Annotated in this window: 19 protein-coding genes; 7 read left to right on the top strand and 12 right to left on the bottom strand. The window is 32.8% G+C overall.

Annotated features, from left to right (window positions below; translation table 11 throughout):
• Positions 1-52 precede the first annotated feature (52 nt).
• The 3 genes from AC2DZ0_RS03235 to AC2DZ0_RS03225 all read right to left on the bottom strand — a co-directional run bounded on the left by AC2DZ0_RS03235 (position 53) and on the right by AC2DZ0_RS03225 (position 4,997).
• Positions 53-3,010 carry a sulfatase-like hydrolase/transferase gene (locus AC2DZ0_RS03235; RefSeq protein WP_484643632.1) on the bottom strand — a complete coding sequence of 986 codons (2,958 nt, stop codon included), beginning with the start codon at positions 3,008-3,010 and terminating at the stop codon, positions 53-55.
• 158 nt (positions 3,011-3,168) lie between these two features.
• Positions 3,169-4,182 carry a zinc-binding alcohol dehydrogenase family protein gene (locus AC2DZ0_RS03230; RefSeq protein WP_484643631.1) on the bottom strand — a complete coding sequence of 338 codons (1,014 nt, stop codon included), beginning with the start codon at positions 4,180-4,182 and terminating at the stop codon, positions 3,169-3,171.
• Positions 4,183-4,187: 5 nt separating this feature from the next.
• The gene (locus tag AC2DZ0_RS03225) at positions 4,188-4,997 is read right to left on the bottom strand and encodes an SDR family NAD(P)-dependent oxidoreductase (RefSeq protein WP_484643630.1); all 810 of its coding nucleotides are present in this window, start codon (positions 4,995-4,997) and stop codon (positions 4,188-4,190) included.
• Between the two features lie 221 nt (positions 4,998-5,218).
• Between AC2DZ0_RS03225 and AC2DZ0_RS03220 the strand changes: the two genes are divergently transcribed.
• From AC2DZ0_RS03220 to AC2DZ0_RS03205, 4 genes are all read left to right on the top strand, one after another.
• Positions 5,219-6,118, top strand: coding sequence for an EamA family transporter (locus AC2DZ0_RS03220; RefSeq protein WP_484644821.1), 900 nt, complete (start codon positions 5,219-5,221; stop codon positions 6,116-6,118).
• Between the two features lie 111 nt (positions 6,119-6,229).
• Positions 6,230-6,808 (top strand): TetR/AcrR family transcriptional regulator, encoded by a 579-nt coding sequence (locus AC2DZ0_RS03215; protein ID WP_484643629.1) that lies wholly within the window; start codon positions 6,230-6,232, stop codon positions 6,806-6,808.
• A gap of 9 nt (positions 6,809-6,817) precedes the next feature.
• Positions 6,818-7,450 carry a nitroreductase family protein gene (locus AC2DZ0_RS03210; protein WP_484643627.1) on the top strand — a complete coding sequence of 211 codons (633 nt, stop codon included), beginning with the start codon at positions 6,818-6,820 and terminating at the stop codon, positions 7,448-7,450.
• Between the two features lie 177 nt (positions 7,451-7,627).
• Positions 7,628-8,791 (top strand): right-handed parallel beta-helix repeat-containing protein, encoded by a 1,164-nt coding sequence (locus tag AC2DZ0_RS03205; RefSeq protein ID WP_484643626.1) that lies wholly within the window; start codon positions 7,628-7,630, stop codon positions 8,789-8,791.
• 29 nt (positions 8,792-8,820) lie between these two features.
• On the opposite strand, the gene AC2DZ0_RS03200 is transcribed toward AC2DZ0_RS03205, so the two are convergent.
• The 4 genes from AC2DZ0_RS03200 to AC2DZ0_RS03185 form a co-directional block, all read right to left on the bottom strand.
• Positions 8,821-9,855 carry a bestrophin family protein gene (locus AC2DZ0_RS03200; RefSeq protein WP_484643625.1) on the bottom strand — a complete coding sequence of 345 codons (1,035 nt, stop codon included), beginning with the start codon at positions 9,853-9,855 and terminating at the stop codon, positions 8,821-8,823.
• 52 nt (positions 9,856-9,907) lie between these two features.
• Complete coding sequence (locus tag AC2DZ0_RS03195) at positions 9,908-11,116, bottom strand: efflux RND transporter periplasmic adaptor subunit (RefSeq protein ID WP_484643623.1); 1,209 nt, start codon at positions 11,114-11,116, stop codon at positions 9,908-9,910.
• A gap of 1 nt (position 11,117) precedes the next feature.
• Positions 11,118-15,461 carry a CusA/CzcA family heavy metal efflux RND transporter gene (locus AC2DZ0_RS03190; RefSeq protein WP_484643621.1) on the bottom strand — a complete coding sequence of 1,448 codons (4,344 nt, stop codon included), beginning with the start codon at positions 15,459-15,461 and terminating at the stop codon, positions 11,118-11,120.
• A gap of 67 nt (positions 15,462-15,528) precedes the next feature.
• On the bottom strand, positions 15,529-15,861 hold the full coding sequence (locus AC2DZ0_RS03185) for a DUF6660 family protein (RefSeq protein ID WP_484643620.1): 333 nt from the start codon (positions 15,859-15,861) through the stop codon (positions 15,529-15,531).
• A gap of 221 nt (positions 15,862-16,082) precedes the next feature.
• Here AC2DZ0_RS03185 and AC2DZ0_RS03180 point away from each other — a divergent pair, with 221 nt between their 5' ends.
• Genes AC2DZ0_RS03180 through AC2DZ0_RS03170 form a run of 3 tightly spaced genes read left to right on the top strand, consistent with a single transcriptional unit; the run spans position 16,083 to position 20,587 of the window.
• Complete coding sequence (locus AC2DZ0_RS03180) at positions 16,083-17,732, top strand: peptidase domain-containing ABC transporter (RefSeq protein WP_484643619.1); 1,650 nt, start codon at positions 16,083-16,085, stop codon at positions 17,730-17,732.
• Between the two features lie 9 nt (positions 17,733-17,741).
• The gene (locus tag AC2DZ0_RS03175) at positions 17,742-19,097 is read left to right on the top strand and encodes an HlyD family secretion protein (protein WP_484643618.1); all 1,356 of its coding nucleotides are present in this window, start codon (positions 17,742-17,744) and stop codon (positions 19,095-19,097) included.
• A gap of 2 nt (positions 19,098-19,099) precedes the next feature.
• The gene (locus AC2DZ0_RS03170) at positions 19,100-20,587 is read left to right on the top strand and encodes a TolC family protein (RefSeq protein ID WP_484643616.1); all 1,488 of its coding nucleotides are present in this window, start codon (positions 19,100-19,102) and stop codon (positions 20,585-20,587) included.
• A 4-nt stretch (positions 20,588-20,591) separates the two neighbouring features.
• Here the strand turns inward: AC2DZ0_RS03170 and AC2DZ0_RS03165 are convergent, their stop codons facing one another.
• The 5 genes from AC2DZ0_RS03165 to AC2DZ0_RS03145 form a co-directional block, all read right to left on the bottom strand.
• Entirely contained in the window at positions 20,592-22,325 is a 1,734-nt protein-coding gene (locus AC2DZ0_RS03165) for an alkaline phosphatase D family protein (RefSeq protein WP_484643615.1), read from the bottom strand.
• A 30-nt stretch (positions 22,326-22,355) separates the two neighbouring features.
• Complete coding sequence (locus tag AC2DZ0_RS03160; protein ID WP_484643613.1) at positions 22,356-23,120, bottom strand: LytR/AlgR family response regulator transcription factor; 765 nt, start codon at positions 23,118-23,120, stop codon at positions 22,356-22,358.
• Positions 23,121-23,126: 6 nt separating this feature from the next.
• Positions 23,127-24,155, bottom strand: a complete 1,029-nt coding sequence (locus AC2DZ0_RS03155; protein WP_484643612.1) for a sensor histidine kinase — start codon at positions 24,153-24,155, stop codon at positions 23,127-23,129.
• Positions 24,156-24,409: 254 nt separating this feature from the next.
• Positions 24,410-25,426 carry a S1C family serine protease gene (locus AC2DZ0_RS03150; protein WP_484643610.1) on the bottom strand — a complete coding sequence of 339 codons (1,017 nt, stop codon included), beginning with the start codon at positions 25,424-25,426 and terminating at the stop codon, positions 24,410-24,412.
• Between the two features lie 166 nt (positions 25,427-25,592).
• Complete coding sequence (locus AC2DZ0_RS03145; RefSeq protein WP_484491588.1) at positions 25,593-26,279, bottom strand: hypothetical protein; 687 nt, start codon at positions 26,277-26,279, stop codon at positions 25,593-25,595.
• Between the last annotated feature and the right edge of the window lie 100 nt (positions 26,280-26,379).

Here is a 26,379-nt window from a genome sequence, read left to right as displayed (position 1 = left end):
AAAGAGCTCATCGAAAATCTAATGAGCTCTTTTAATTTACCTCACTCTAATTTTATATCTTAATTACCTTTTTGAAGGCAGTATTATCATCAGCTTTAATACGCAAAAAATACATTCCTGAAGATAAATCAGACACATCTATTCTTGGGAGTCGAGTATCTAAAGTTATCTTCTTTATCAATTGCCCAGAAGCAGATAATATCTCCACTTCTAAATTTTTGATTCGTTCTTGAATTGAAATATAAAAAGAATCGCTTGATGGGTTTGGGTATATTTGAAGTTTTTTAGAAAACTCATTATCAACACTTAGTTCTCCTTCAGATCCAATATTTCCAGATACTCCGTTAACCGTCACATCAAATCGCCATAAATTATATTCGGTATCTTCAGAAAAAATCCAATTTGAACTGTTATTAATGCTAGTTCTTAAATCCGATTCAGAACCGGACAAAGCACCTGTATAAACTCCATAATTGTGTTTTTCTCCTACAAAATTGGCATTAACACCATTAGTCAATGCAGATGGTAACTCACAATATGAGTTTCCTCCTCCTTGACCCCATCCCAATCCAGTATGTATTCCAGTCACCCATGAACTAGCATTTCCATCTGTTGGTAGCACAAAAGGATCTGATTGAAAAAATAAGATTCCATCACCATTTGTAGATAAATCAAAATCTCCATCACTTGATTCAGCCACTTTACCTGTATAATCATGAGTTGTTGTACCGACAACCTCTAAATTATTGTTGACGACACGCTTTACCGAACCGTCAGAATCAAGAATAAAATGATCCCCTACTTGAAGCGCTTCTCCTACAGACCAAGTCCATATGTCATCAACACTATAGTCTCCGGTAAATTGATTGGAAGTATTATTCCAGGTTCTATTTGATATAGAAATTTTTGTTGTTGCACTAATGTCCTTTAATAAGACAAATGAAATATTACCTGCCCCAGCTTTCCAACCTGTAATTGCAATATCACCTGCTGTAATAATTGTTGGGTTTATAACATCGTATACTATAATCTGAGCTGTTGTTTCATTTACAGTTCCTGTTGATATTCCTGTCAAGGATATGATCACCGATTCGCTAGTTTCATCAATACCATCCTCAACAGCAATAATGGTAACTACATTTGAATTAGTTCCTTCTAAAATTGTTACAGTTCCTGAAACCATTGTATAATCAACACCGTTTGTGGCTTCTCCAGATATTGTGTAGTCCACATTTATATCCTCTTCCGCAAAAACATCTTCAGGTAGGCTTACTGTAAATACGCCATTCGTTCCTCCTTCAATAGCATCGTTGGCTCCGGTTACTGAAACAACACTTAATTCTCCCTCTAATTTAAGTGATGTGTCTTCAAATAATCTATCATAACCAGGTAAGGTTCCGTCTTTCCATAAAGGATCATGAACATGAGTATCTCCTACACCATCGTTATCACTATCGTAATGGCTATTGTCATACCACGCTGGTTTTACATCTTTAAAGTCTTTAACCAAGTCCACTGCTTTGTCTAAAATATTCTGAACTATTTCTTCTCCGCCAGACTCACTTCTAATATTTGTACTTTCGCCTGGATCAGTTGCGATATCATATAAACTCCATTGTCCACCATTAGCAGTTTTTACAATTTTATAATTCTCATAAGCGAAAGCCCCATTATGAAAACCGTTTTGAGGTCTCATAACCAATAAACCTTCATTAGGTCTAGCATCATCTCCATCAATCATCGCATCCATAAAATCAACACCATCAATAATTTTTCCATTGGGTACGGACTCTCCTGCCAAACTTATCAAGGTTGGATATATATCTAAAGAACTTATTTGATGCTCATAAGTCGCAGGTGAAATTTTATTCGGCCATGATACGAACATTGGTACTTTGTGTCCTCCATCTCTAACACTTCCCTTACCAGCATCCAAAGGATAATTTACTGCTCCTTTACTATGCGTATATCCGCCATTATCACTTAAAAATATGATTACCGTGTTATTGAATTTGGTCATATCTTTTTTCAATTCGGTTACTAACCTACCAATGTTAGTATCCATATTAGAGACCATAGTTGCATAAGTAATCCTAGCGGCTACAAATTCGTCAATCAAATCTTGTTTCTCTTGCGGATCTGTAAGTTTTTCTACGGGTGTAGATTCTGTTATATAAGTACTATTACTAATTAAACTTTCAAAATTAGGATTGTCAATTTTGAATTGAGCTTCTTCCGCAGCTGGAACTTGTAAAGGTGTGTGCGGTGCATTATAAGACAAATACATAAAATAAGGATCTGATGAATTTGAAATACTTTGAATATAATTAATGGCATCGTCTGTTATAACATCTGTCAAATAATCTTCTTCTCCAGAATTACTGTACTCGTCTCTATCCACATACCCTCGATTTCTCCATACAGGATCCTGATACTCATTTGTTACCGGGTTATCTCCTCCTAACCTATTATAGAAAGCATCCTCGTAAATTGACTCAAAATAATTCTTTCCTCCCCCTAAGAAACCGAAAAAATAATCAAACCCTCTGTCAAGTGGTTGGTAGGAACCTTCTGTAAACCCTAAATGCCACTTTCCAAAAGCAGCAGTGTTATAATCAGAATCCTGTAAAACAGTTGTAAAATAAGTCTCATTTATTGGAATCCCTAAAGGGGTAGTAATATCATTAGGCAAATTATATTGTGCCCCAATTCTATGTGGTAACATTCCTGTAAGCAATGCAGCTCTACTAGGTCCACAAAATGGGTGGGCTACGTGCGCATTTTTACAAACGATTCCGCTATTTGCAAGTTTATCAATCTCTGGAGTTGGAATCACTCCCCTGTCAACAGGAAAATCATCTTCTCTATTGAAACCAACATCTCCATACCCCAAATCATCTGCTAAGATAACAATAACATTAGGTCTGGTTCCATTAGTGGTTTGAGCGCACAAAACATTCGATCCATGCAAGATTAAAAAAGAAAAAAGTAGTAGTTGTAGTTTATTCATATCTTTAATTTCATTTTTGCAATTAAATTTGCTCAAACAAAATTAAATAGGATTCGGTGTTCAAAACATAACAATTTTGTCCTTAACTGATACTAGATATTCCCAATTACACCTCTAAACATCTGTTTATGTTCTGAATAAAATTTCAACTTTTAATATTAATAATCAATTACCGTTTTTCCTATTGACCTACCAGACTCTTGTAGTTCGTGGGATTTTTTAATATTTTCAACTGTAAATCCTTTCAATATAGTTGTCAAAGTAGATATTATTACTCCTTGCTCTAAAAGTTCTGAAACATGATTTAAGATATCACCTTGCCGTTCCATATCTTTAGTTGTATACATAGATCTAGTATACATAAACTCCCAGGAAAAGGTAACACTTTTAGATTTTAGAATATCTAAACTTAAAGGAGTATTACTACCTGTAATAGATACGATATGTCCTTGTGGCTTTATTAAATCCGCTATAAGATCCCAATACCCTTCTAAATCTACAAAGTCGAGAATATAATCTACTTGCTCTTGCTCAATAGATTTTAAGGATTCTTTTAAATCTCTATGATTCACAACATGATCTGCTCCTAATTGCAAACACCAATCGATTGATTCTTTTCTAGACGCCGTAGCGATTATCCTTAGGTTTGTTAATTTTTTTGCTAGCTGTATTGCTACTGAACCAACACCACCAGCTCCTGCCAGAATTAAAATAGTTTTTCCAGCATCTTTAGCATCATTGTATTTGATTCTATCAAAAATCGACTCGTAAGCTGTTAAGGTAGTTAAAGGCATTGCAGCAGCTTCCGCATTGGTACAACTTTTAGGTTTAAACCCAACAATTCTTTCGTCAACTAATTGGTATTCTGCATTACTTCCATTCCGGGTGATATCCCCTGCATAATACACCTGATCCCCAATTTTAAAATTCTTTACAGCTTCACCAATTGCTTCCACAACACCAACAGCATCCCAACCTATTATTTTTGGAGTTGATAAAACAGTGTCCTTCGCCGCATTTTGTCTTACCTTAAAATCAACAGGATTAACTGAAGTAGCTTCAATCTTCACTAATATGTCATGTCCCTTAGGCGCCTCAATTTCCGTTTCAAACTCAATAAAACTATCCTTTTGATTTATAGACAAAGACTCTTTAAAACCGATTGCTTTCATAAATCTTACCCCTTTAAAATACTTTCTGTAACCTCTATCAATTCATGTATCTTTTCTACATCATATGCATCTGCATGTGCTGGTGCAAAATATCCAACATCCTCTCCTTTATCGTTATCAAAGTATTTACCTGAATCTTCGGAATAAACTTCATTTAGTGCTAAATCAACTAAAATATTACTTCCTTTTTCCGCAGGTGCCCATGTTTGTCCATAGCCCTCTTGTGCCATTCTGGTATCTAATAAAGAACCTGGATTTACAGCAATAACAACTACATCCTCTAATTTTTTAGCTAAATCAAAACTCCACATAGTCAATGCTAACTTACTTTGAGCATAAGCTTCATTATCAGTTATCAATGCTTTACCCGCTAATTGCACCAATGAGACTGTTGCTTGAGCCGCAGAACTTAAATTTATAATTCTAGACTCATTTTCACTTAACAACTCCAAAAGTTCATTTGTTAAAATATATGGCGCCAAATAGTTTACCACAAACCGAACATCCAAACCCTCATCATTTCTATCAACACTTGATTTGAATACGCCAGCATTATTAATAACAACATCCAATCTATTAATAGAACTCTTTATGTCTTCAGCCATTTCCCTTACCGCATTCAAATCTGCAAAATTTGCTAAGAATCCATTTATATTTTTATTCCCCGACTCCTTTTTGATCTCTTCAATGGTTGCCGCTAATTTCTCTTTATTTCTTCCATGTATACTCACAGTATGACCTTTCTTTGCTAACGCCATCGCTGCTAACTTTCCAATTCCGGCGGTCCCTCCTGTGACAAGTATTTTCTTTTTCATACTTCTATATTTTCTAATTATAAATCAGGAAAAAAAGTTACTACTTTTTCAGGTAAATCAACTAAAGTATCTTCATAATTTATAAAATAAAAAACCGCATCGAATATTGAATAACGAACGGACTTAATCACTTCTTACAGTTTATACATACAAACCACAAAGTGATTAAATAAGTCCTGTTTTTTCTTTCAAAAGTGTATATAAAAAGTACCTTTGCCGGAATGTGGATGTATTTAGGCCTGCTGTCGGCTTTATTTTTAGGATTACATAATTTATGTAAAAAACATGCTGTTCAAGGAAATGAAGTTTTTCCTGTATTGTTAGGAACTATAACTTCTGGTTTTCTATTAATTCTACCGTTTTTTATCGGCTCTGTATATTTTCCTAATGAGACAAAAAAAATGGGATTTTATATAGATGCGATTCCTTGGAGCACACATGGATTCATTTTTATCAAATCAATGATAATGGCTTGTAGTTGGGTTTTAGCCTACCAAGCCTTAAAACATTTGCCCATCACAATTGTGACTCCTATTCGATCGGCAGGACCGTTTTTTACATTTTTGGGGGCTATTTTTATTTATCAAGAGAAACCAAATGGTTATCAATGGATTGGTTTTTTTCTAATTATATTTTCCGTTTTTCTTTATTCTAGAATTGGAAAAAAAGAAGGCATTGTTTTTAAAAAAAACAAATGGGTTTTCGCTATTATTGGAGCCACATTTTTAGGAGCCTCAAGTGGTCTGTATGACAAGTTTTTAATTCAATACCAAGGATTAAATCCACAAACTTTACAGTTCTGGTTTTGTTGGTACACAGTTTTGATATTACTTACCATCTTGGGCTTTACTTGGTTTCCTTTTAAAGCGAAACGAAATGCCTTCACTTTTAGATGGTCTATCCCTGCAGTTGGAATTTTATTACAAACCGCTGATTATTTTTATTTTAAAGCTTTACAAGATCCAGAAGCACTTATTATGCTTTTGTCTGCCATTAAAAGAAGTCAAATCTTAATAGCAGTAGTTGTAGGAGGTTTAATTTTTAAAGAAAAAAACAAAAGAAAAAAGTTGGTTCCTTTATTAGGGATTATTATTGGAGTTGCTTTGATATTGTATTCATAATACTTAACAAAAAATGTAATGGTTTTTCCTTAACAATATTACAGTACATTAATATCTATAGATGAAAATGAATGAATATTCATTTTATTTTTATATATTTGATAAGTTACAATGAAACAACTAGAAAAAAGCAAAATAAAGAGAGAGGCAATTATTAAAGCAACTTTGGCCCTAGTTAACAGCAACGGTTTTCATGCTACACCCATGTCAAAATTAGCTAAAATGGCGGGCGTATCACCAGGAACAATCTATTTATATTTTGAAAACAAACAAGATTTAGTTAACAAGGTTTATCTAGAAGTTAAAGAAAAATTTGCCAACTATTCTTTTGCTAATTACGACTCTGAATTATCCGTTGAAGATAATTTTAAAGAAATGTGGTTTCGCATCGCAGGTTATAAATTAAAGGAAATTGATGAAGCATTGTTTCTAGCACAATGTGACAATACTCCGATTATTGACGAAAACATTAGACAAGAAGGAATTATTCATTTAACTCCACTTATAGAAGTTATACACAGAGGAAAAACGGAAGGAATAATTAAGAATATATCAGATTATCTTATATATGCTTATACCATAACCCCAATTTCCTTTTTGATAGTAATGCAAAATCGTGAAGCTCATTTTATGGATAAAAAAAACATTGAGGAAGCATTTCAATCTGCTTGGAATAGTATCAAAAATTAAAATAGCACTATGGAATTATTAGATAAATTAAATTGGAGATATGCTACAAAAGCCATGAATGGTAAAAAGGTAGATCAAGATAAAATAGATAGAATTATTGAGGCAGCGAGATTAGCGCCTACCTCAAGTGGTTTGCAACCTTTTGAAATTATTGTTATTACCAATCAAGATATAAAAGACAAAATACGTCCCGTAGCATGGAACCAATCTGTAATTAGTGATTGTTCACATTTGTTGGTATTTGCTGCTTGGGACACTTATACAGAAGACAGAATAAACATGATGTTTGATCTGACTAATGAAATAAGAGGCTTTAAAAATCAAGGTTGGGAAGATTATCGTCAAATGCTACTAAACTCCTACCCTAAAAGAGATGCTGAAGAAAATTTTAATCATGCTGCGAAACAGGCTTACATTGCTTTTTCACAAGCAATTATTGCCGCAGCTTTTGAAGAAGTAGATGCCACCCCATTAGAAGGTTTTGACCCGACTGCTGTAGACAAAATACTTGACTTAGCATCTAAAGGGTTGCGTAGTGCAGTAATGCTGCCTATTGGATATCGAGAAGAAAAAAATGATTGGTTGGCTCCACTTGTAAAAGTCAGAAAAAGCACAGAAGACTTAGTCATCTTAATAGAATAGAAAATAAGATTACCCCTGATCTGAATTTGGCCCGCACTATTTATTTTTTTAAATATTGTGGGCTTTTTTTACACAATAAAAATAGCCAATTAACCATTAGAGTTAGACTTTCATTTTTTTGTTATAGTGACAAATATTTTAATTAATTAGTTTTGAAAAGAATTAATACGTACACCTATGACACAAAAATTAAAATTTATGATTGCACTCTTATTTCTATTAGGAGTAGCGAAAAATCTGAATGCTAAAACTATTAAAGTATCTAAACAAAAAGGGAATTCAGTAGAAAAATTAAATACGGCCTACAATAAAGCGAAAGCGGGAGATGTTGTTTTAATTGACATCAATATTACCTTTAACGATTCAGACAAACATCTAACCATAAAAAAATCGGGATTAACTTTTAAAGGAGCGAAGAATAAAAAAGGAGGAAAATATCAATTATCAAGATCTTCTAAAAAGGGAAACATTATTGTATTAGCCGTGGGGCATACAAAATTTGAAAAATTGAGTTTTTCAACTGCTGTAAATTTGCTTAGAGTTGAAGCAAAAAAACAAACGCTAACAAACATAAAAATTAATAATTGTGATTTTTTAAACTCCAGATATACGGGAGTCGACTTCAGAGGGAATTTTACAGATATAATGGTCGTAAATTGTTTATTTGATGATTGTAAATTTGGTATTCAAACCATGGACTCTGTGATTCTAAAGAATTTTACGGTAACAAAATCTATTTTTAAAAGAGGCGACCATCAAATTAGTATTGACAATGCATTTGCAGATACTAATAAAATAGACCATGAAAATATTTTAATTGATGATTGTGAGTTCTTTGTTGCAGCACGTTTTAATATTGCGCTAGCAAATACCCGAAATGCTGTGATCAGTAATAATAAAAGAATGGACGGCGGACTGCAAGGATATTCGCAAGCCATTCATATAGAACATGATACTAGAGATGTTTTGATAAAAAACAACACCATGAAAAATGACGTTGGAAACGCCATAATTATTTTCTCAACAGGTTACACAGGACATGGAAATGGTAGAAAAATACCAAATGAAGAAAAAATTGACTTTGGATCATCCAACATTACACTCGATGGAAATACAATTACCAATTCTAAAAAGGCTGCTATTATGATAGGTTACGGACGTGGTTTTTTAAAAATATTAGGAAATAATATTATTAATTCTGAAGACAAAATTATTCGTGGATATGAAACAAAAAACACAATGAAGTTTTATATTGACGACAACGTTTTAATGAACGGAAAGAAATACAATTCCCTCAAAGATTCAGCTAAACTTGAAAATTACTTTTTTCTAAAAAGTTAAACTGAAAATATTGATGTAATGAATTTTCATTACATCAATATTCCTTTTTTAGCCTGTATTGGAGAAGGCAAATCTTTTTCGCCTAACATTTCTCTTAAATCTATCTCTATAGTTCTGCACAAAGACAACATCGGAATATCATTTGCCATCCCCTGAAATGGATTTTCAGAATAATCTCCTATCACTTCCATCATTAAATATACCCAACCAATTAAAGCGGTTACAGGAATGGATGCCCACATAGCCATTTTTCCTATTTTCATTAATTCTGGAACCATGCTAAAAGGTAACAACCCAATAAATATCCACACAAAAACTCGACTCATATTAGCGTATTGCCTTGGTAAAGGAAACTTTTTTATTCTTTCATTTTTTCCTTGTAGCGTATAGAAACCTTTTAATAAATCGGTTAATCTCATATGCCTAAAATCATCAATTAAATTTGCTTTTCTAAGATCGCTTAGATCTCTTGATTGCTCATTGATAATCTGTGTTGCTGTATTTTTATTATTGATCAAACGTTCATACTCATCTTGAGGTAAAAAACACTTAAGTTGTGCTTTAGAAACTTCGTCATCTACCATACCCACTCCATATTTACTTACAGAACGTTTCGCAGCAAAACCTACCAGTCCCTTTTGGCTAATATGCTCCCAAGGCGTCGGTACCAATAATTGACTTCTATGGGCATACATCCAGCCTAGATGTCTATAGATCAATCTTTTTTTAATCTTCTCCACTTCCTTTGGCTCAACTTTATCATCTGTGAACTGATTGCTTACAAAACCGTCAATCATCATTCCCCAAGATCTACTGTCATTTACAATACCACCCCATATTTTCCTTGCTTCCCACATTCTATCATAAGCTTGATTATTCTTAAAACCAACATAAAAAGCTACCGCAGTACCAATTACAGATACGGGCAACCAAGGAATTTCAAATTCTATAATATTTGCATCATACAAAAGCGTTACTCCACCTGTAAACAAAAGAAGCCAGATTATATGGCCGCCAGACCATTTCAGCAGATTTACAAGACTTATATTTTTTGTGATTAACATAGGCTTTTTTTTAAATAATATTCTACGACTTCAAACTTAATAAAAGTCTTAGTTAATGATGATGTCCCGCTTCACTTTTTTTTAGCTCAGAAATCAAATAATAGGCTCCGGATTTGGCAATTTGAACATTTTCAACAGTTTTATCTTTAAAAATAAAAGATATATATCCATTTGCATTTTCTTTTTCTAAAACTTCCAGTGGCTCAAATTCTACCCTTTCCTCTGACAATTTGGATACAGAAAATATAAATAATTTTTCTTGATCCCTAAAAAATGCCTCAACCGGAAGCGCTTGCTCTTCTTTTTCTTCAATTATTATCCTTGCATTCACATACATTCCAAGAATTAAATTATCAAGATGATCATTAATTTCAGCATGTACGTGCATTGCTTTTGGTCCCTCTTCTATGGATTTACCCACAGAAAATATCTTACCTTCAAACTCTTTATTCCCAACTGATTTAATTAAAAACTTCACTTTTTGTCCATTTTTAACTTTTGAAATATCCCTCTCAAAAACCATAAGATCTACATGTATGTGATCTGTATTTATAATTTCAAACAAAGTAGTTTGCGGTGCTACATATTGTCCGGTTTTAACAGCAACCTTTTCTATAAAACCATCAATGGTACTTTTTAAAGGTGCTTTAGAATAAATATTTCCTCTTTTGATATACGCTGCGTTTAACCCCAATAACCCCAATTGACTTTCCAAACCTTTTACCAAACCTTGCGAACTATGATAATTAGCTTTGGCCTGTTGATAATCTCTTCCAGAACCGACCTTTGCTTTGAAGAGTTTTTCTTGTCTTAAAAATTCTTGTTTTAAAAAATTTAATTGGTTGTACACATTTAAATATTCTGTTTGAAGCTTTATCAAATCAGGGTGCGCCACATAAGCAAGTATATCACCTTTTTTAACCTCTTGCCCCTCTATTACCTGAATACTAACTATGTTGGCCCCGATACTCGTGGTAATCACAGCTTCGTTTTGTGGAGGAACACTGATTTTTCCATTAACTTTAATGAAACCATTCATATTTCGTTTTGGAATGACTCCTATTTCTATCCCCAAAATTTGTAGTTGTTCTCGAGTCAAATGCAAATCATTTTCATGAGGTTCTTCATCATGTTCCTCTTCAATCTTCTTTTGACCATCCATATTTTGGCCATCCTTAGACACTTCAACTGCCTTGTTTTTCGTTAACTCCTTGCACCCCATAAGTAACAGAGAAAACAGTATTATTTTTATAAATTTCATATTATTTCATTTTAGTTTCTAAAAAATAAGATACGTTTACCTTACTCTCATAATAATTTTTGAATACCTCCCAAGAACTAACCTCTAGTTCTACCGCATTTTTCATGGTTTGTATAAATTCAATATAACTCATTTTCCCCTCTGCATATGACAGTGTTGCACCATTTCTTTGTTGAATTGCCAACGGCAACGCATTATTTTTATGATACTCCCATTTTATTTTTAATTGCTTATACTTTGCCAATGCTTTGGTATAGCTATTCGATAATTTTAATTGTTTTATTTTATTAGTCTGTTCTAATATTGCAATATTTAGTTTGGAAGCCTTGGTTTCACCTTTCGTTTTGTTAAAAATTAGTGGTAATTGTACTCCTACTTGATAACTATTAAATCCACTTTCATTCGCAATTTTCTGAAATCCATATTGGGCCGATATTGTAGGTAAGTATTTTGAACTTGATACTTTTGACTCTGCCTTAGCTACAGCAAGTTCGTTTTCCCATAATATATTTAACGGATGCTCCATGATTGTATTATTGTTCAAATTCAGAGGCAATTCTAGCTCTTCGATCGGGATATCTGAAATTTCATAACTTTCTTCTGAGAACAGCCATTGATTCAACTCTTGCAACGCAATCTCATAAGCCATTTTATATTGGTCCTTTTGAAGTTTAATCAACGCACCCTGGTTCATTGTTGTATGAAACTCTAAATTTGAAATAGCCTGTGTCTCATACCGTATTTCCAAAGCATTTTTTAAACCTGAATACACAGTATCAATTTCAATATAGGAGTCGTATATTTTCTTCTTTGTATAGACTTTTATCCAAGCATACTGAACTCTTTGTTTTAGCTGGATAGAATTTAGAGCTTTATTCGTTTCTGCAAGTTTAATATTTTCCTTTGCTAATTTATTCTTAGAAGCAATTGAAAACAATGCAATATTTGATTGTCCCAAACCAAGCGTTGTATAAGTTCCGCTTCCATCGGCACCAATTTCGTCACCAGCAGTAAAAATTCTTGTATTCCCAAAATCCCATGCAGTAGATTTTATAGCTTTCTCCTTTTCAATCACCAAATCAGCAGCGATCAACTCTGGGTAATTCTGGCAAGCCAACTCAATTGCCTGTTCTAAATTAACCCTTGGCTTTTGTGCTGAAGCTATAGATGAAGAAAATAGCAATCCAACACATACAATAACCAAAATAGAATTAGATCCCACAAAGCTCCTATTTTTATTGAAAGATTCTACCCACTTATACAAAATAGGTATCACAAATAGTGTTAATAAGGTTGATGTTATCAGTCCTCCGATTACAACAGTTGCCAACGGACGTTGTACTTCAGCACCTGCTGAGGAAGATAAAGCCATTGGTAAAAAACCAAAAATATCTGTCAGGGCTGTCAACAATATTGGTCTTATTCGTCTTTTTGTTCCCATTCTTATCCTAATACCCAAATCGCTAACACCTTCTTCTTTCAACTCATTAAAACCACTCACTAAAACCAAACCATTCAAAACAGCAACACCAAAAAGCACAATAAACCCAACACCTGCAGAGATGCTGAAAGGCATATCTCTAAAATACAAGGACAAAACACCTCCTATGGTTGCCAAAGGAATCGCCATATAAATCATCATTGTTTGTTTGAACGATTTTAACGCAAAAAATATCAAAACAAAAATTAAAATCAGAGCTATAGGAACAACTGTTTGTAGTTTTTTTGTAGCTCTTTCTAAATTTTCAAAAGCACCACCATATCTAACATAATAACCTGCAGGCAAACTAATTTCTTGTTCTATTTTTAATTGAATTTCTTTAACTAAGGTTTTAATATCCCTACCTCGAACATTTATCCCTACATAAATACGTCTATTTGTATTGTCCCTGCTAATCTGCATAGGTCCAGGTTTAAAGCTAATTTTCGCTAGTTCTTTTAATGGAATCTGACTTCCATTTGGTAAACTCACAAATAAATTCTCAACATCCTGAACATTTTGACGCAACTCTTTTTTCAAACGAACTACAAGGTCAAAACGTTTTTCACCTTCAAAAACAACCCCCGCAACACCTCCTGCAAACGCAGTTTCAATTAATCTATTCATCTCGTTTATTTGTAGACCATATTGAGCAATCTTTTTTCTATCATACTTAATCGTAATTTGTGGCTGCCCAGCAGTAGCCTCTACCCTCATATCTGAAACTCCATCAATACCAGAGACCAAAGCCCCTATTTCCTTTCCTTTTGCAGACAACACGCCTAAATCTTCACCATAAAGTTTTATCGCGATATCCTCTCTAACCCCTGTTATCAATTCATTGAAACGCATTTCTATTGGCTGACTAAATTCATAATTGATTCCTGGCAGCTCTTGCAAAACCCTTTTTATTTTTGCTATAAGTTCCGGTTTAGAATATGCAGACGACCATTCCTCAATCGGTTTTAGTATTAAAAAAACATCCGCTAAATCCATCGGCATTGGATCTGTTGGAACATCAGCAACACCAATTTTACTAATTACATCCACTACTTCAGGAAACTGATTTTTCAATATCTTTTCTACTTTTGTTGTTGCGTTAATTGTTTCAGACAAAGAACTACCAGGTTTTAATATCACATGAAATGCTATATCTCCTTCGTCTAATTTTGGAATAAATTCACCGCCCAAGTTTGAAAAAACGTAAACACTAACCAATAGCATGGATAATGCTATTCCAATAACTATTTTTGAGTACCTCATTATTTGATTCAATACTTTTTCATAAAGCAACTCAATCCATAAAACAACTCGATCTCCCCAATTCCTATGTGAACTTTCCTTAGGAGTTTTGATGAACAAAGCGGTTGCCATGGGTACATAGGTTAAACATAGAATCATAGCCCCGATCATTGCAAAAATAAAGGTAAAGGCCATTGGCTTAAACATTTTTCCTTCTATTCCTTCAAGTGACAATATTGGCAAAAACACGATTAAAATAATAAACTGACCAAAAAAGGCAGTATTCATCATTTTAGAGGAGGATTTAAAGGTAATTGTATTTTTATCGTCTTGACTAATTTTTTTACGCGACGAAATATGCTTGTGCAGATAGAAAATGGTACTTTCAACAATAATTACGGATCCATCTACAATAATACCAAAATCAATTGCTCCCAAACTCATTAAATTCGCCCAAACATCAAAAGCATACATCAACATAAAAGCAAAAAGTAAAGCTAACGGAATTGTAGAAGCCACTATCATTCCGCCTCTCCAATTTCCTAGAAAAAGAACTAAAATAAAAAGCACGATCAACGCCCCTTCCAATAAATTTTTTTGAACTGTTTTTATTGTGTTTTCAATTAAATTAGACCTATCTAAAAACGGTTTGATACGAACTCCTTTTGGTAAAGATTTTTGTATCATATGAATCCTTTTGCTAACAGCCTGTATCACTGTATTGGTATTGGCCCCTTTGAGCATCATAATCATGCCGCCAACAGCTTCCCCATTTCCATTCTTTGTGACAGCACCATAGCGGATGGCATTTCCATAGTTTACCTCTCCAATATCTTTAACTAAAATTGGGAGATCGTTTTTATGGGCTACCACAATATTTTTGATATCTTCAATATTCCCCAACAAGCCCTCACCTCTTATAAAATTAGCTTGATGGTTTTTCTCTATATAAGCTCCTCCCGTATTTTGATTGTTTTTTTCTAGAGCGACATACACCTCTTTAATGGTCAATCCAATAGCATTTAGCTCTTCAGGATCAATCGCAACTTCATATTGTTTGACATACCCTCCAAAAGAGTTTATCTCTACGACTCCGGGTACCATCGCCATCTGTCGTTTGATAATCCAGTCTTGAATTTCTCTTAATTTTTGAGGAGTAAACGCTTCTTTATACGCATCATCTACCTCCAATGTATACTGATAAATCTCCCCTAATCCGGTAGAAATAGGTCCCATAAAAGGTTTCCCAAAACCTTCCGGAATTTGCGAGTTTATTTCCCCCAATTTTTCTGACACCAATTGTCTTGGTAAATAGGTATCTAACCGATCATTAAAAACAACGGTCACAACGGATAAACCAAATCTAGAAATGGACCTTATCTCTATAACATCCGGAAGATTTGCTAACGCTATCTCAATAGGATATGTAACAAACTGCTCAATCTCCTCAGTACCTAAATTTGGAGCCTGAGTTATAATTTGGACTTGATTATTGGTTATGTCAGGTACTGCATCTACAGGGATTTTGCTGGCGCTATATATTCCCCCCAATATCAAAGCTAGCGTTAACAATCCTATAACAAACTTGTTATGGATGGAAAATTGTATGATCTTATTAATCATTTTTAATAGTTTTAAGTTAAAAATCGTAATAGAGTGCCCCAAAAAGACACACTAATCCCACTAAATTTTAAACAGTAACTATTGGTGGATGGTATAATGAGCTCAATACTTCCTGTGTTGTATCGTTACAAAAAGTTGAAATTTTATTTTCAAAAAATACATCTATAGACAATTCAATACTGGTAATTTCTATCGGAGTTATAATCATTTGACAGCAATCACAAAAACAAAAAGGAGAGCAATTATCCGATTCTTTGGGAACCGAATGTGTATGAGAATCTGAATCTTCCCCTAATTGTAATTCTGTTTTTAACTTGTTACAAATAGATCCTTCATCATTACATGTAATAAAAGACAATGATAATAGGTAAAAAGAAAGTAAAAAAATTAGGCTTTTCATTAGATCAAAAATATAAAAAAAAGTATCTAACTATGGTATATTTGTAACTAAATATAGAGGTGTGTTTATATCTCTAATTTAAATATAAGCTTTTATATGCTTTTTTTATTGGATCTATAAATTTTGTTTATGGATGTATTAAATATTTTTAACAGTAATTAACTTTTTATCGATAGTATTACTATTATCTTTGCAATTAAATGTAAATTTTACAACTCATTATGAATAACTTAACTCCGTGGCAACGATTCATAGGTTTATTAAAGCTAGAAAAGAAAGAAATTTTTCAAATTTTCTATTATGCAATTTTTTCAGGAATCGTTTCTTTGTCACTTCCTCTAGGAATTCAAGCTATAATAAATCTAATTCAAGGTGCTCAAATATCCACTTCATGGGTAGTGTTGGTTGTATTAGTAACCATTGGAGTATTATTTAATGGAGGTCTACAATTAATGCAATTGCGTATTATTGAAACTATCCAGCAACGTGTTTTTACGAGAGCAGCTTTTGAATTAAGTTATCGTTTCCCTAAAATAAAAATGAATGAATTAAGGAACTATTATCCACCTGAACTTGCGAATCGCTTTTTTGACACCCTAACCATTCAAAAAGGACTTTCAAAAATTTTAATAGATGTCCCCACAGCATTATTGCAAATAATTTTTGCCTTAATGTTGCTTTCTTTTTATCATCCATTTTTTATTTTGTTTGGTTTACTGTTATTAATGCTTGTGTATATCGTTTTTAAATTCACAGCAAAAAGAGGATTGGAAACAAGTTTAGAAGAATCAAAAAATAAATATAAAGTAGCCCATTGGATTCAAGAGATTGCTAGAACTATTGTTAGTTTTAAATTATCCGGAGATTCTAGTATTGCTTTAAAGAAAAACGACGAGCTTGTAATAAAGTATTTAAAGTCTCGTGAGAAACACTTTAGAGTACTGGTAATACAATACTCCCAAATGATCAGTTTTAAAATGCTAATAACGGCAAGTTTATTGGTTATTGGAGGGGCCTTAGTATTAAACCAAGAAATGAATATTGGGCAATTCGTTGCAGCAGAAATTATTATTCTATTAGTCATCGGATCGGTAGAGAAATTAATACTTGGACTTGAGTCTTTTTATGATGTATTGACCTCTATTGAAAAACTGGGTCAAGTTGTAGACAAAGAATTAGAGCCACAAGTTGGAGAAAAACCTCTTTTTAAAGAAGATTTTAACATTGAATTGGAAAATGTTACTTACGAGGTTTCCAATAGGAAAAAAGCTATTTTAAAGGATATCAATTTAAAAATACCTTTCAAAAAAAGAATTCTAATTAAAGGAGAAAGTGGTTCTGGTAAATCTAGTCTACTTCGTGTTATTTCAGCTGTTATAGAACCAACAGAAGGTAATATGTACATCAACAATGTATCTGCTCAAAGTTTGCAATTGAATCACTATCGTGCTCAATTAGGACTATCATTATCAGAGGAGACTCCGTTTGAAGGTAGCTTAAAAGACAATATTACTTTTGGAATCAAAGAAGTATCAGACGAAACGGTTTTCAAAATAATTAAACATGTTGGTCTTACTCAGTATGTTAAGGAACTACCTAATGGCTTACAAACCATATTACAGCCCGATGGAAAACAAATTTCATACACTATTGCAAAAAAAATAATTTTAGCAAGGGCAATCGCTAAAAAACCTAAGGTACTTATCTTGGAAGATCCTTTAGATAGATTTAATAAACAAGAAACTAAATCAATTGTAGAATATTTATCAAAACCTTCTCAACCATGGACTTTAATTGTTGTAAGTAGCAACCCATTATGGGAGAACTACACTGATGAAATCATCACTTTAGAAGAAGGTAAATTAAAATAATTAAACAATATGCTCAATATATCAAATACAAAAGGACGAAGCAAAATAGATTTATTGTCCTATCAATCAGGTCAATTTGCATATTATAAAAAACACTACAAGCATTTCAATAGGTTTCTCATGATATTCGCTTTTATCGGTATCATCACTTTGTTTATGCCATGGACTCAAAATATAAAAAGCAATGGAATAGTAACTACTTTAAGACCGAATCAGCGTCCTCAAACAATACAATCGCAAATTCCTGGAAGAGTTGAAGAGTGGTTTGTACAAGAAGGTGATTATGTAGAAAAAGGAGATACCATCCTTAGAATATCTGAAATTAAAATAGATTATTTTGACGATCGTTTGATTGAAAGAACTAACGATCAGATAACTGCCAAAAGTTCTTCAGTAGACGCCTATAAATCTAAAATAGAAGCTTTAAACAGACAGATCGTTGCCTTAAAACAAGAGCAAAAGCTAAAAATGAAACAAGCTAAAAATAAATTGTTACAATCTTATTTAAAGGCTAAAAGTGATAGTATTGATTTTGAAGCAGCAAAAATAAACGCAGAAATATCAAAACGTCAGTATGATCGTACTGTAATTCTTGCGGAAGACGGCTTGAAGGCTATCAAAGATGTGGAAGAAAAAAATCTAAAACTACAAGAATCTAATGCCAAATTAATTGCGCAAGAAAATAAACTACTTACTAGTTTAAATAACATCATCAATGCTCAGGTGGATGTATCACAGATAGAAAACACTTACATTGATAAAATTTCTAAAGCTCAAAGTGATTTATACACCGCTAAATCTAGTCATTACGATACTCAAGTACAGGTATCAAAATTAGAGAACAGTTTTACCAATTATCAAAAAAGAAATGATCTTCTATATATCACTAGTCCACAAAATGGTTACATCAATAAAGCTATTATTGGAGGAATTGGGGAAACCTTTAAGGAAGGGCAAGAACTTTTAGGGATTATGCCTGCGTCGTACGAATTGGCAGTGGAAACTTTTGTAAAACCAAATGACCTACCGCTCCTTCATGTTGGGGAAAAAGTTAGGGTTCAGTTTGAAGGTTGGCCAGCTATTGTATTTAGTGGATGGCCAAATCAGTCTTATGGAACTTATGGTGGACAAATTGTGGCTATACAAAATTTTATAAGTCCAAACGGGAAATACCGTGTGTTGTTAGCACCAGATTCTACAGATCATGCTTGGCCAGATGCGATTAGAATTGGTTCAGGAGCACGTACTTTTGCATTATTGGAAGATGTACCGATTTGGTATGAACTATGGAGGCAAATCAATAGCTTCCCTCCTAACTATTACCAACCAAATGATATGCAATCCAAAGAAAAATCTAAAAAATAACTATGAAGAAATATATTCTTTTTTTTCTATTAGGACCAAGCTTTTTGATTGGACAAATCTCAAATGACTCTCTTTCATTAAAGGAGTCTGACATGGTAATAAAAGAAAATGACTCTATAGTTCCACTAAATAAATTAACACCCGTGGATTCTATTGGTGTATTTAATGATTTTATTAGTCTTTCTGAATTTTTAAGTTACGTAAAAACATTTCACCCTATTGTTAAACAAGCTAATTTGATTGTTACAGAGAGTGATATAAAAAGACTAAAATCAAGAGGAGCTTTTGACCCCAAATTAGAAGTTGATTATGCTAAAAAGCAATTCAAAAGCAAAGAATATTATGACAAGCTAAATGCGACCTTCAAAATACCTGTTTGGTATGGTGTAGGCGTAAAAGCAAATTATGAAAATAATGATGGTGAATATTTAAACCCTGAAAGTACAACTCCAACTGATGGTTTATACGGATTAGGAGTTACGGCTTCTATAGGTGGTAACATGTTGATGAACCAAAGAATGGCAGATGTTAAACAAGCCAAAAACTATCAAAAACAGGCTATTGAAGAGCAAAAAATATTAGTAAATAATATTTTATACGATGCTGCAAATAGCTATTTTGATTGGCTTCGGTTTTATAATGAAAGAAAAATACATGAGTCCTTCTTAACCAATGCTGAATCTAGATTTGTTGCCATAAAAAAAAGTTTTTATTCCGGTGAAATGGCTGCTGTTGACACTCTGGAAGCTAACATTGCCATAGGGAATAGGAAATTAAACCTTGAAAAGGCTAACATTAAGTACATAAAGGCTACTTTAGAAATGTCAAATTATCTGTGGCTAGAGAATAATGTACCTGTTGAACTAAATTCAAACATAATACCTGATACGTTAACCATAAATAATGTGGATACTGCTTTAAATCCCTCCAAGATTGAAACAGACGAATTTGAAATTAGTGAACACCCAAAACTAAAAGCCTTAGGTTTCAAAACTGAAAACCTTGAAATTGATAGAAAACTTAAGTTCAATAAACTACTCCCAACAATAGAAGGTGAGTATAATTTTTTATCAGGTTCTTTAGGGAATGACAATGCTTTTGGCTTAGATAATTACAAAGCTGGAATAAAGGTAAGTGTACCGATTTTTATCAGAAAAGAACGATCTGATTTAAAGTTATCTAAATTAAAAATAGAAGCGCTAAATTATGAAAGGTCTACGCAAGAGCTTTCTATAACTAACAAAGTAAATGGTTTATTACAAGAATTAAATTCTTTTGAAACTCAGATTCAATTTTCAAAAGTATTGGTTAGAGACTATGGAGCACTGTCCAAAGCAGAGCAAAGAAAATTCACTCTTGGAGAAAGCTCGATTTTCTATGTAAATATTAGAGAATCTAAACAAATAGAAGCAGAATTAAAGTTTGCACAACTGATCAATACCTACTTAAAAACAAAAGCCAAATTATACAATAGCTTAGTCATCTTTTAAGTTTTTATAGATTCACTTCGTGATCAATATTTGTGGTAAATTCTTTGGTCAATATAGAGTCAACCATTTTCCATTGAGTATCTACCTTATTTTGCTCTATTGATAACTCCATATATCCTCTGTCAGAGCTATTAAAATACGCTAATTGATCTAATAACAATGTTATTGCAGATTGGAAGTTCTGTCGTTGATCTGAATCGTCCACAATATTTTCAAATCCTGGTGATGTTACGGATGCAGTAGCAAACTCATTCACTACACCCCCTCCTCCATTTTTCATAATTTGATTGTGCCAAGCATTGTGTGAATCCCCAGCTAACACAACTGTTTTTTTTGCCTCCAATAAACCAAGAATTTCTTCCCTTTCCGCTGGATACCCATCCCAAGAGTCTAAATTATAGGGAAAAACATTTGTGACACGTAGTCTTCCCTCTTCAGTTAATGTAGGATCTAATGCTTGTATTCTTAACTTGATACGTACCAATTCAAACAAAAGCAACTCAAAGTTATTCATACTTTGATCTGAAACTACACCAGTAGAATTCCTTTCTATAACAATGGCGTTAAGGCTTTCTACCAATTCTAAAGGATAATACATTTTACCCATCAAAACTTGCTGTCCAACAACCAGCCACTCTTCCGTAGAATTCGATATTTCAGACTTCAACCAATTCTTTTGAGTAGTTCCTAAAATTGATCTTGAAGCATTTGCCCAATCTTGTTGAAATAATGATTGATTTAAACTACCATCCAAATTGTAATAATCATTCATCTCCAATTGCTTATCTCTACCTGCTATTCTTGTATCTAAAACTAATAATTTAGCTAATGCGCCAAATTTGAAACTCCTATAACCTATGGCATTATCAGAAGACATAAATGGTAGATACTCACTATAAGCTTGTAAAGCTACCCTTTTTCTTTGTTCAAAATCACCTTCAGTTTCTTGGTGTGCACCTGCACCATTTTTATAACTATCATTGGCTATTTCATGATCATCCCAAATACATATAAATGGCTTTTTTTGATGTAAGAGCTTTAAATCTTCATCTGATCTATATTGCTGATATCTTGCTCTGTAATCCTCTAAGTAAAGTAGCTCATTTTCAGGAAGATGATTTCTGCCGAGAGCGATCGTATTCGCAGTTTGACCAAAACTATTAGCTTTTTGCTCATAAATGTAATCTCCGAGATGCAACACTAAATCAACCTCTGAATGAGCGATTTCTTTATAAACATTAAAATACCCTATTTCATAATTAGAACAAGAAGCAACAGCAATTTTTAAACTATCTACACTTGTATTTGAAAACGTACGTGTCTCCCCTACTATAGAAACAGATCTACTAATAATATCTATAAACCTATAAAAATATGTTTGGTTTTCTTCTAAGTCCTGAACTTCTACAGCAATCGTATAATCAACTGAAGCGCTCGTTGATACCCTACCATATCTAATAATGTGATTAAAACTAGAATCTAAGGATATTTGCCATTCCAATCTAGCTTCTGACAGAAGGCTTTCTATAAAACACCAAATAATTACCTTCGTTCCTGTTGGGTCAAAACTGGCAACTCCTAAGGGAAAGGTCTGATTTCCCTCATTTAAAAAAGAATTTATCGCTTGCTCCTCTTGGAAATCATCTTCACAACTAACAATATTTGTAGCCATGAATAACCCTCCAGTTCCTAAAATGCTTTTTTTAATGAAATTTCGTCTATCATTCTTTATTCCCATAATCAAATAGTAAAAAGAAGATAGAATCTATCAGGAATTCAACCAAGCTTTTATTTCACTCGCTTTTAATTTACTAACGATGATTCTTTCTTCCGTTTTAGGATGTACATCTACAATCAACTTTCCATTGAAATGAAACTTTAACTTATAAATACAATCTTTATTTAGTATGTACTGCCTATTTACTCTAGAAAAATTTGTAGGATCCAATTCTTCCTCTATCGTTTCTAGTTTCTTATTTAAAGTATATTCCTCTTTTTCAAAAGTAACCGCTTTAACGATTCCTGTATCAATATAAAAATAAGCAATTTCTGAAACTTTAATTGGAATCAGTTCATCTCGCTTCTGAATTAAATAACTCAGCTTAAAATTGTTATTGGTTGATGCTTGCAAAAGTGACAAAACACCTTTTAATTGATCTTCAATGGCTTCACTATTTGCGCTGTTTTTATCAAACTTATCAAGCGCCGCTGCCATATCCTCTTCTGAAATGGGCTTTAATAAATAATCTAAACTATTTACCTTGAAGGCTTGAATTGCATATTGATCATAAGCTGTTGTGAAAATGATTGGCGTTTCTATTTTAACTTTGTCAAATATTTCAAAGGATATTCCATCTGCCAAATGAATATCCATAAACACCAAAACCGCCTCTGTAGGGTTTGAGAAATAATCAATAGCATCAGCTACAGAATCTATAACTGTTAAAATTTCAATTTCTGAGTTAATAGATTTTAAGATATGAGTTAGGTTATCACTTGCAGCGATTTCATCTTCAACTATTACAACTTTCATTTTTTTTTAATTTAAAGGCATTTTGACTCTAAAGATATTGTTTTCATTTGATATTTTTATGCTTTTTTCCTTCAATAGCATATATCTTTTATTAATATTTACCAAACCTTGGCCTGTACTATCAACAAAAGTACTTCTCGGCTGAATTTTATTCTCAATAATTAAAAACTCATCATCATTAAATATTTTCACATGCAATGGATTTCTATTAGAAATCTCATTGTGCTTCACGGCATTTTCTACCAATAATTGTAAAGCTAATACTGGAATCTGAGAACTCAAAACCGCATCTTTTACGTCTAATTCAATAGAGAATTTATCTCTATACCTGGTTTTGATGAGAAACACGTAACTATCTATAAACTTCAATTCTTCTTTTAAATCAACCAAGTCTCGATTACCACTCTGTAAAATATAGCGATACATATAGGAAAGTTGATTCACAAAATTTGTTGCTTCTTTATTATCTCTAATCAGGGAGTTCAAAGAGTTCAAGGAATTGAACAAAAAATGAGGATTGATTTGATTTTTTAAAGCAGCAAGTTCATTTTGTAAATTCTGCTTGGCAAGTCTTTCTTTTTCTTGTATATCCGCTTGCCTCCTGGCTTTGTAAATTAAATTTTTTGCCAAAGCGATTAGCCCCAACATTAATATTACAAGGATAAAAAGTAATAATTTTTCATCTCTAACATAGAGATCATGTCCCGTAACATCATCATAAAGGTCAAAGTAAAATTCAGAAAATATATATAAAATTATTCCGTTGACAACTATAGAAGAAGCAATAAAAATATATTTCCCATACTTTTTAAAATAAGTATCTAAGTTTGTGTTGTATTGCAATACAACATAGGAAAACACAAATAAAAATGACATTCTAAACAACACATCAATAGTTGTTGGTGGTGTTATGTATGAATCTTTTGTATACTTTAAAAAGCCAATTAATTCTAACAATCTCGGAGAGTTTTGTAATAAACTCACCAAAAATGATATCAACAGTATTTCTGATTGTTTTACAATTTTTGTTTCCAATTCCTATTTTGAATTACAATTAATTATACAAATTTGTTATGACAACACCCTTTCAAGTACAGCCAATATTACAAAAACAAAGTTTATAATAAAAACAGTTTTAATCAATTCCTTTTTAGTCACATCGTTGGCAATTCTCATGATAATTTCTTTTAGTTTAACAGGCTAAAAGTATTTCAAAAATCATCCAAAAAATGTAATTTCACTATCAAGTGGTTAAAACCTAATGCGAATGGTCAAATATGGGTACTGAGCTATTTGTCATATGTAGTTGATACCACTTGTCCTTGCCTCAAAATAACAATACTCACCTTATCACCTGCATTGGTATTCATTAATCTCTCTTGCACTAATTCAAGCGAAGATGGATCTAAAATTTTCACACCTGCAATTTCTAAAATAATATCTCCACCTAGTAAAATATCTTGTCCGGCAATGGTAACAGGTACAAAACCTCCTATTAAACCAAGTTTACCGGCTTTACCTTGTGTCGAAACTTTTGTTATCAAAATCCCTCCTTGTTGTGGTACATTTAACAAAGCTGCAATTTCAGGGGAAAGCACCATAGATTCAATACCAGACCAATTTTCTCTATTTGCTAATACCTTTTTAGCAACGTTTGAAGTCACAGCAAACCCAATTCCATCGAACCCGCCAGAAACGGTGTATATTCGACTTGCGATACCTACAATTTCACCTTTCATATTAAACATTGGACCACCAGAGTTTCCAGGATTAATGGAAGCATCGGTTTGAAAGAAATCAACTTTTTCAAATCTATTACTTAAATTTTCTGGAGAATACTTTCCACTAATAATCCCTTTAGATAAAGATTGTTTAAAACCATGTGGTGCCCCTATAATAAATACATTGTCACCTATTTTAACTTTATCAGAATCACCTATTTTTGCGATATCTTTTTCTTTTAACTGAAAAGAATCTTTTACTTTAATTAACGCAACATCCGCATTGGTATCAGAGGATATCACTTCTGCCTCATAAACATCACCATCAGTAAATTCGACAGTAATTTTTTCTGAAGCCTGAATTACATGAGCTGCGGTCCATATCAAACCTTCTTCACCTATTAAAACTCCAGAGCCTAAAGACTCCTCTTTTCTTACTTGTTGACTAAAAAGAACATCAGAATAATCAAAACTCTCTATATTGATATAAACCACAGAGCTACTTACCTTTTCATACAATTTGGATAAATCTTGTGCTGAAATTTTAAAAGAAATAAACGCAAGTAAAAAAACAATTTTTTTCATAGTAATATTATAATTTGAGGGTTAAGTTTAAATGATAGAATTATATTCTCCTCAACTGCTAAAGTAATTAAATTTTAAAAAATTATAACGTTATTCTAGTCACAAAAACGCATAAAAAAAGCCATTAAATCCTAAGATTAATGGCTTTCTATTCTTTTCAGAAATATTATTTCTTAAACAACTGCTTCACAACTGCCTTTGCAAAATCATCAGAAGTAGTTACTAAACTTTTAGGATTATCAACTAATGAAGTCACAACCGCTAATAATTGTTCTGATTCTGGTAATGATAAATCATACAATAACGTTTCTACCACAAATTCTTTCTCGGTAGAAGTAATTGCTGTTGAGCTTCCTCCTCCAACATATCCCATATTCATATTATGATAGTACCCTGTTCTATATCGACCTGAATAATATCCATAACCTCCATATCCTCCATAACCATAATACGGATAAGCTGTTGGATCTTCTGTAACATTAGTAACCACAGATTCTTTTACCGATTTAACAGTAGTAATGATCGCAATATTAACTCCCATACTACTTAATTTTTCACGTATTTGGTTTACCTCTTCAGGAGTGTGTTTTTCATCTGGATCAGCATCTGGGAAATTCACATAACTCGGTAACACTTCAAACTCCGGCCCTCTAGCCTTAAATTGTGCTGCCATATCTTTCTCAAAACGCTGTCTAGCAACATTATCCTTTGATTTGAACACGATTAACACCTTTCCTCCATCGATATTTTGAATCCTAGAATCTTTCCAAGCATCTGATACTTTTACAGTTGAACAACTTACCATAGAGACAAGAATCAAAAGAATACTTGAAATTTTCACTATTGTTTTCATAAATTTTATTTTTATACGGTTTATAAAATAAGTTAATACCTTATTTGTAGTGCACAATATATGCAATTTGATCGAGATAAAACAAGCTCATCTTAGGTTT

Source organism: Flavicella sp. IMCC45668 (assembly GCF_057219105.1).
Note: the sequence above shows the minus strand (reverse complement) of the source record. Positions and strands in the feature narration are given on the sequence as shown.

Bases quoted from the DNA above. Each gene is read 5' to 3' on its own strand.
- AC2DZ0_RS03150 (WP_484643610.1), bottom strand. From the start codon at position 25,426: ATGAAAAAAATTGTTTTTTTACTTGCGTTTATTTCTTTTAAAATTTCA.
- AC2DZ0_RS03210 (WP_484643627.1), top strand. From the start codon at position 6,818: ATGGAATTATTAGATAAATTAAATTGGAGATATGCTACAAAAGCCATG.
- AC2DZ0_RS03180 (WP_484643619.1), top strand. From the start codon at position 16,083: ATGAATAACTTAACTCCGTGGCAACGATTCATAGGTTTATTAAAGCTA.
- AC2DZ0_RS03145 (WP_484491588.1), bottom strand. From the start codon at position 26,279: ATGAAAACAATAGTGAAAATTTCAAGTATTCTTTTGATTCTTGTCTCT.
- AC2DZ0_RS03175 (WP_484643618.1), top strand. From the start codon at position 17,742: ATGCTCAATATATCAAATACAAAAGGACGAAGCAAAATAGATTTATTG.
- AC2DZ0_RS03205 (WP_484643626.1), top strand. From the start codon at position 7,628: ATGACACAAAAATTAAAATTTATGATTGCACTCTTATTTCTATTAGGA.
- AC2DZ0_RS03195 (WP_484643623.1), bottom strand. From the start codon at position 11,116: ATGAAATTTATAAAAATAATACTGTTTTCTCTGTTACTTATGGGGTGC.
- AC2DZ0_RS03215 (WP_484643629.1), top strand. From the start codon at position 6,230: ATGAAACAACTAGAAAAAAGCAAAATAAAGAGAGAGGCAATTATTAAA.
- AC2DZ0_RS03230 (WP_484643631.1), bottom strand. From the start codon at position 4,182: ATGAAAGCAATCGGTTTTAAAGAGTCTTTGTCTATAAATCAAAAGGAT.
- AC2DZ0_RS03225 (WP_484643630.1), bottom strand. From the start codon at position 4,997: ATGAAAAAGAAAATACTTGTCACAGGAGGGACCGCCGGAATTGGAAAG.
- AC2DZ0_RS03170 (WP_484643616.1), top strand. From the start codon at position 19,100: ATGAAGAAATATATTCTTTTTTTTCTATTAGGACCAAGCTTTTTGATT.
- AC2DZ0_RS03165 (WP_484643615.1), bottom strand. From the start codon at position 22,325: ATGGGAATAAAGAATGATAGACGAAATTTCATTAAAAAAAGCATTTTA.
- AC2DZ0_RS03235 (WP_484643632.1), bottom strand. From the start codon at position 3,010: ATGAATAAACTACAACTACTACTTTTTTCTTTTTTAATCTTGCATGGA.
- AC2DZ0_RS03185 (WP_484643620.1), bottom strand. From the start codon at position 15,861: ATGAAAAGCCTAATTTTTTTACTTTCTTTTTACCTATTATCATTGTCT.
- AC2DZ0_RS03220 (WP_484644821.1), top strand. From the start codon at position 5,219: ATGTGGATGTATTTAGGCCTGCTGTCGGCTTTATTTTTAGGATTACAT.
- AC2DZ0_RS03190 (WP_484643621.1), bottom strand. From the start codon at position 15,461: ATGATTAATAAGATCATACAATTTTCCATCCATAACAAGTTTGTTATA.
- AC2DZ0_RS03160 (WP_484643613.1), bottom strand. From the start codon at position 23,120: ATGAAAGTTGTAATAGTTGAAGATGAAATCGCTGCAAGTGATAACCTA.
- AC2DZ0_RS03200 (WP_484643625.1), bottom strand. From the start codon at position 9,855: ATGTTAATCACAAAAAATATAAGTCTTGTAAATCTGCTGAAATGGTCT.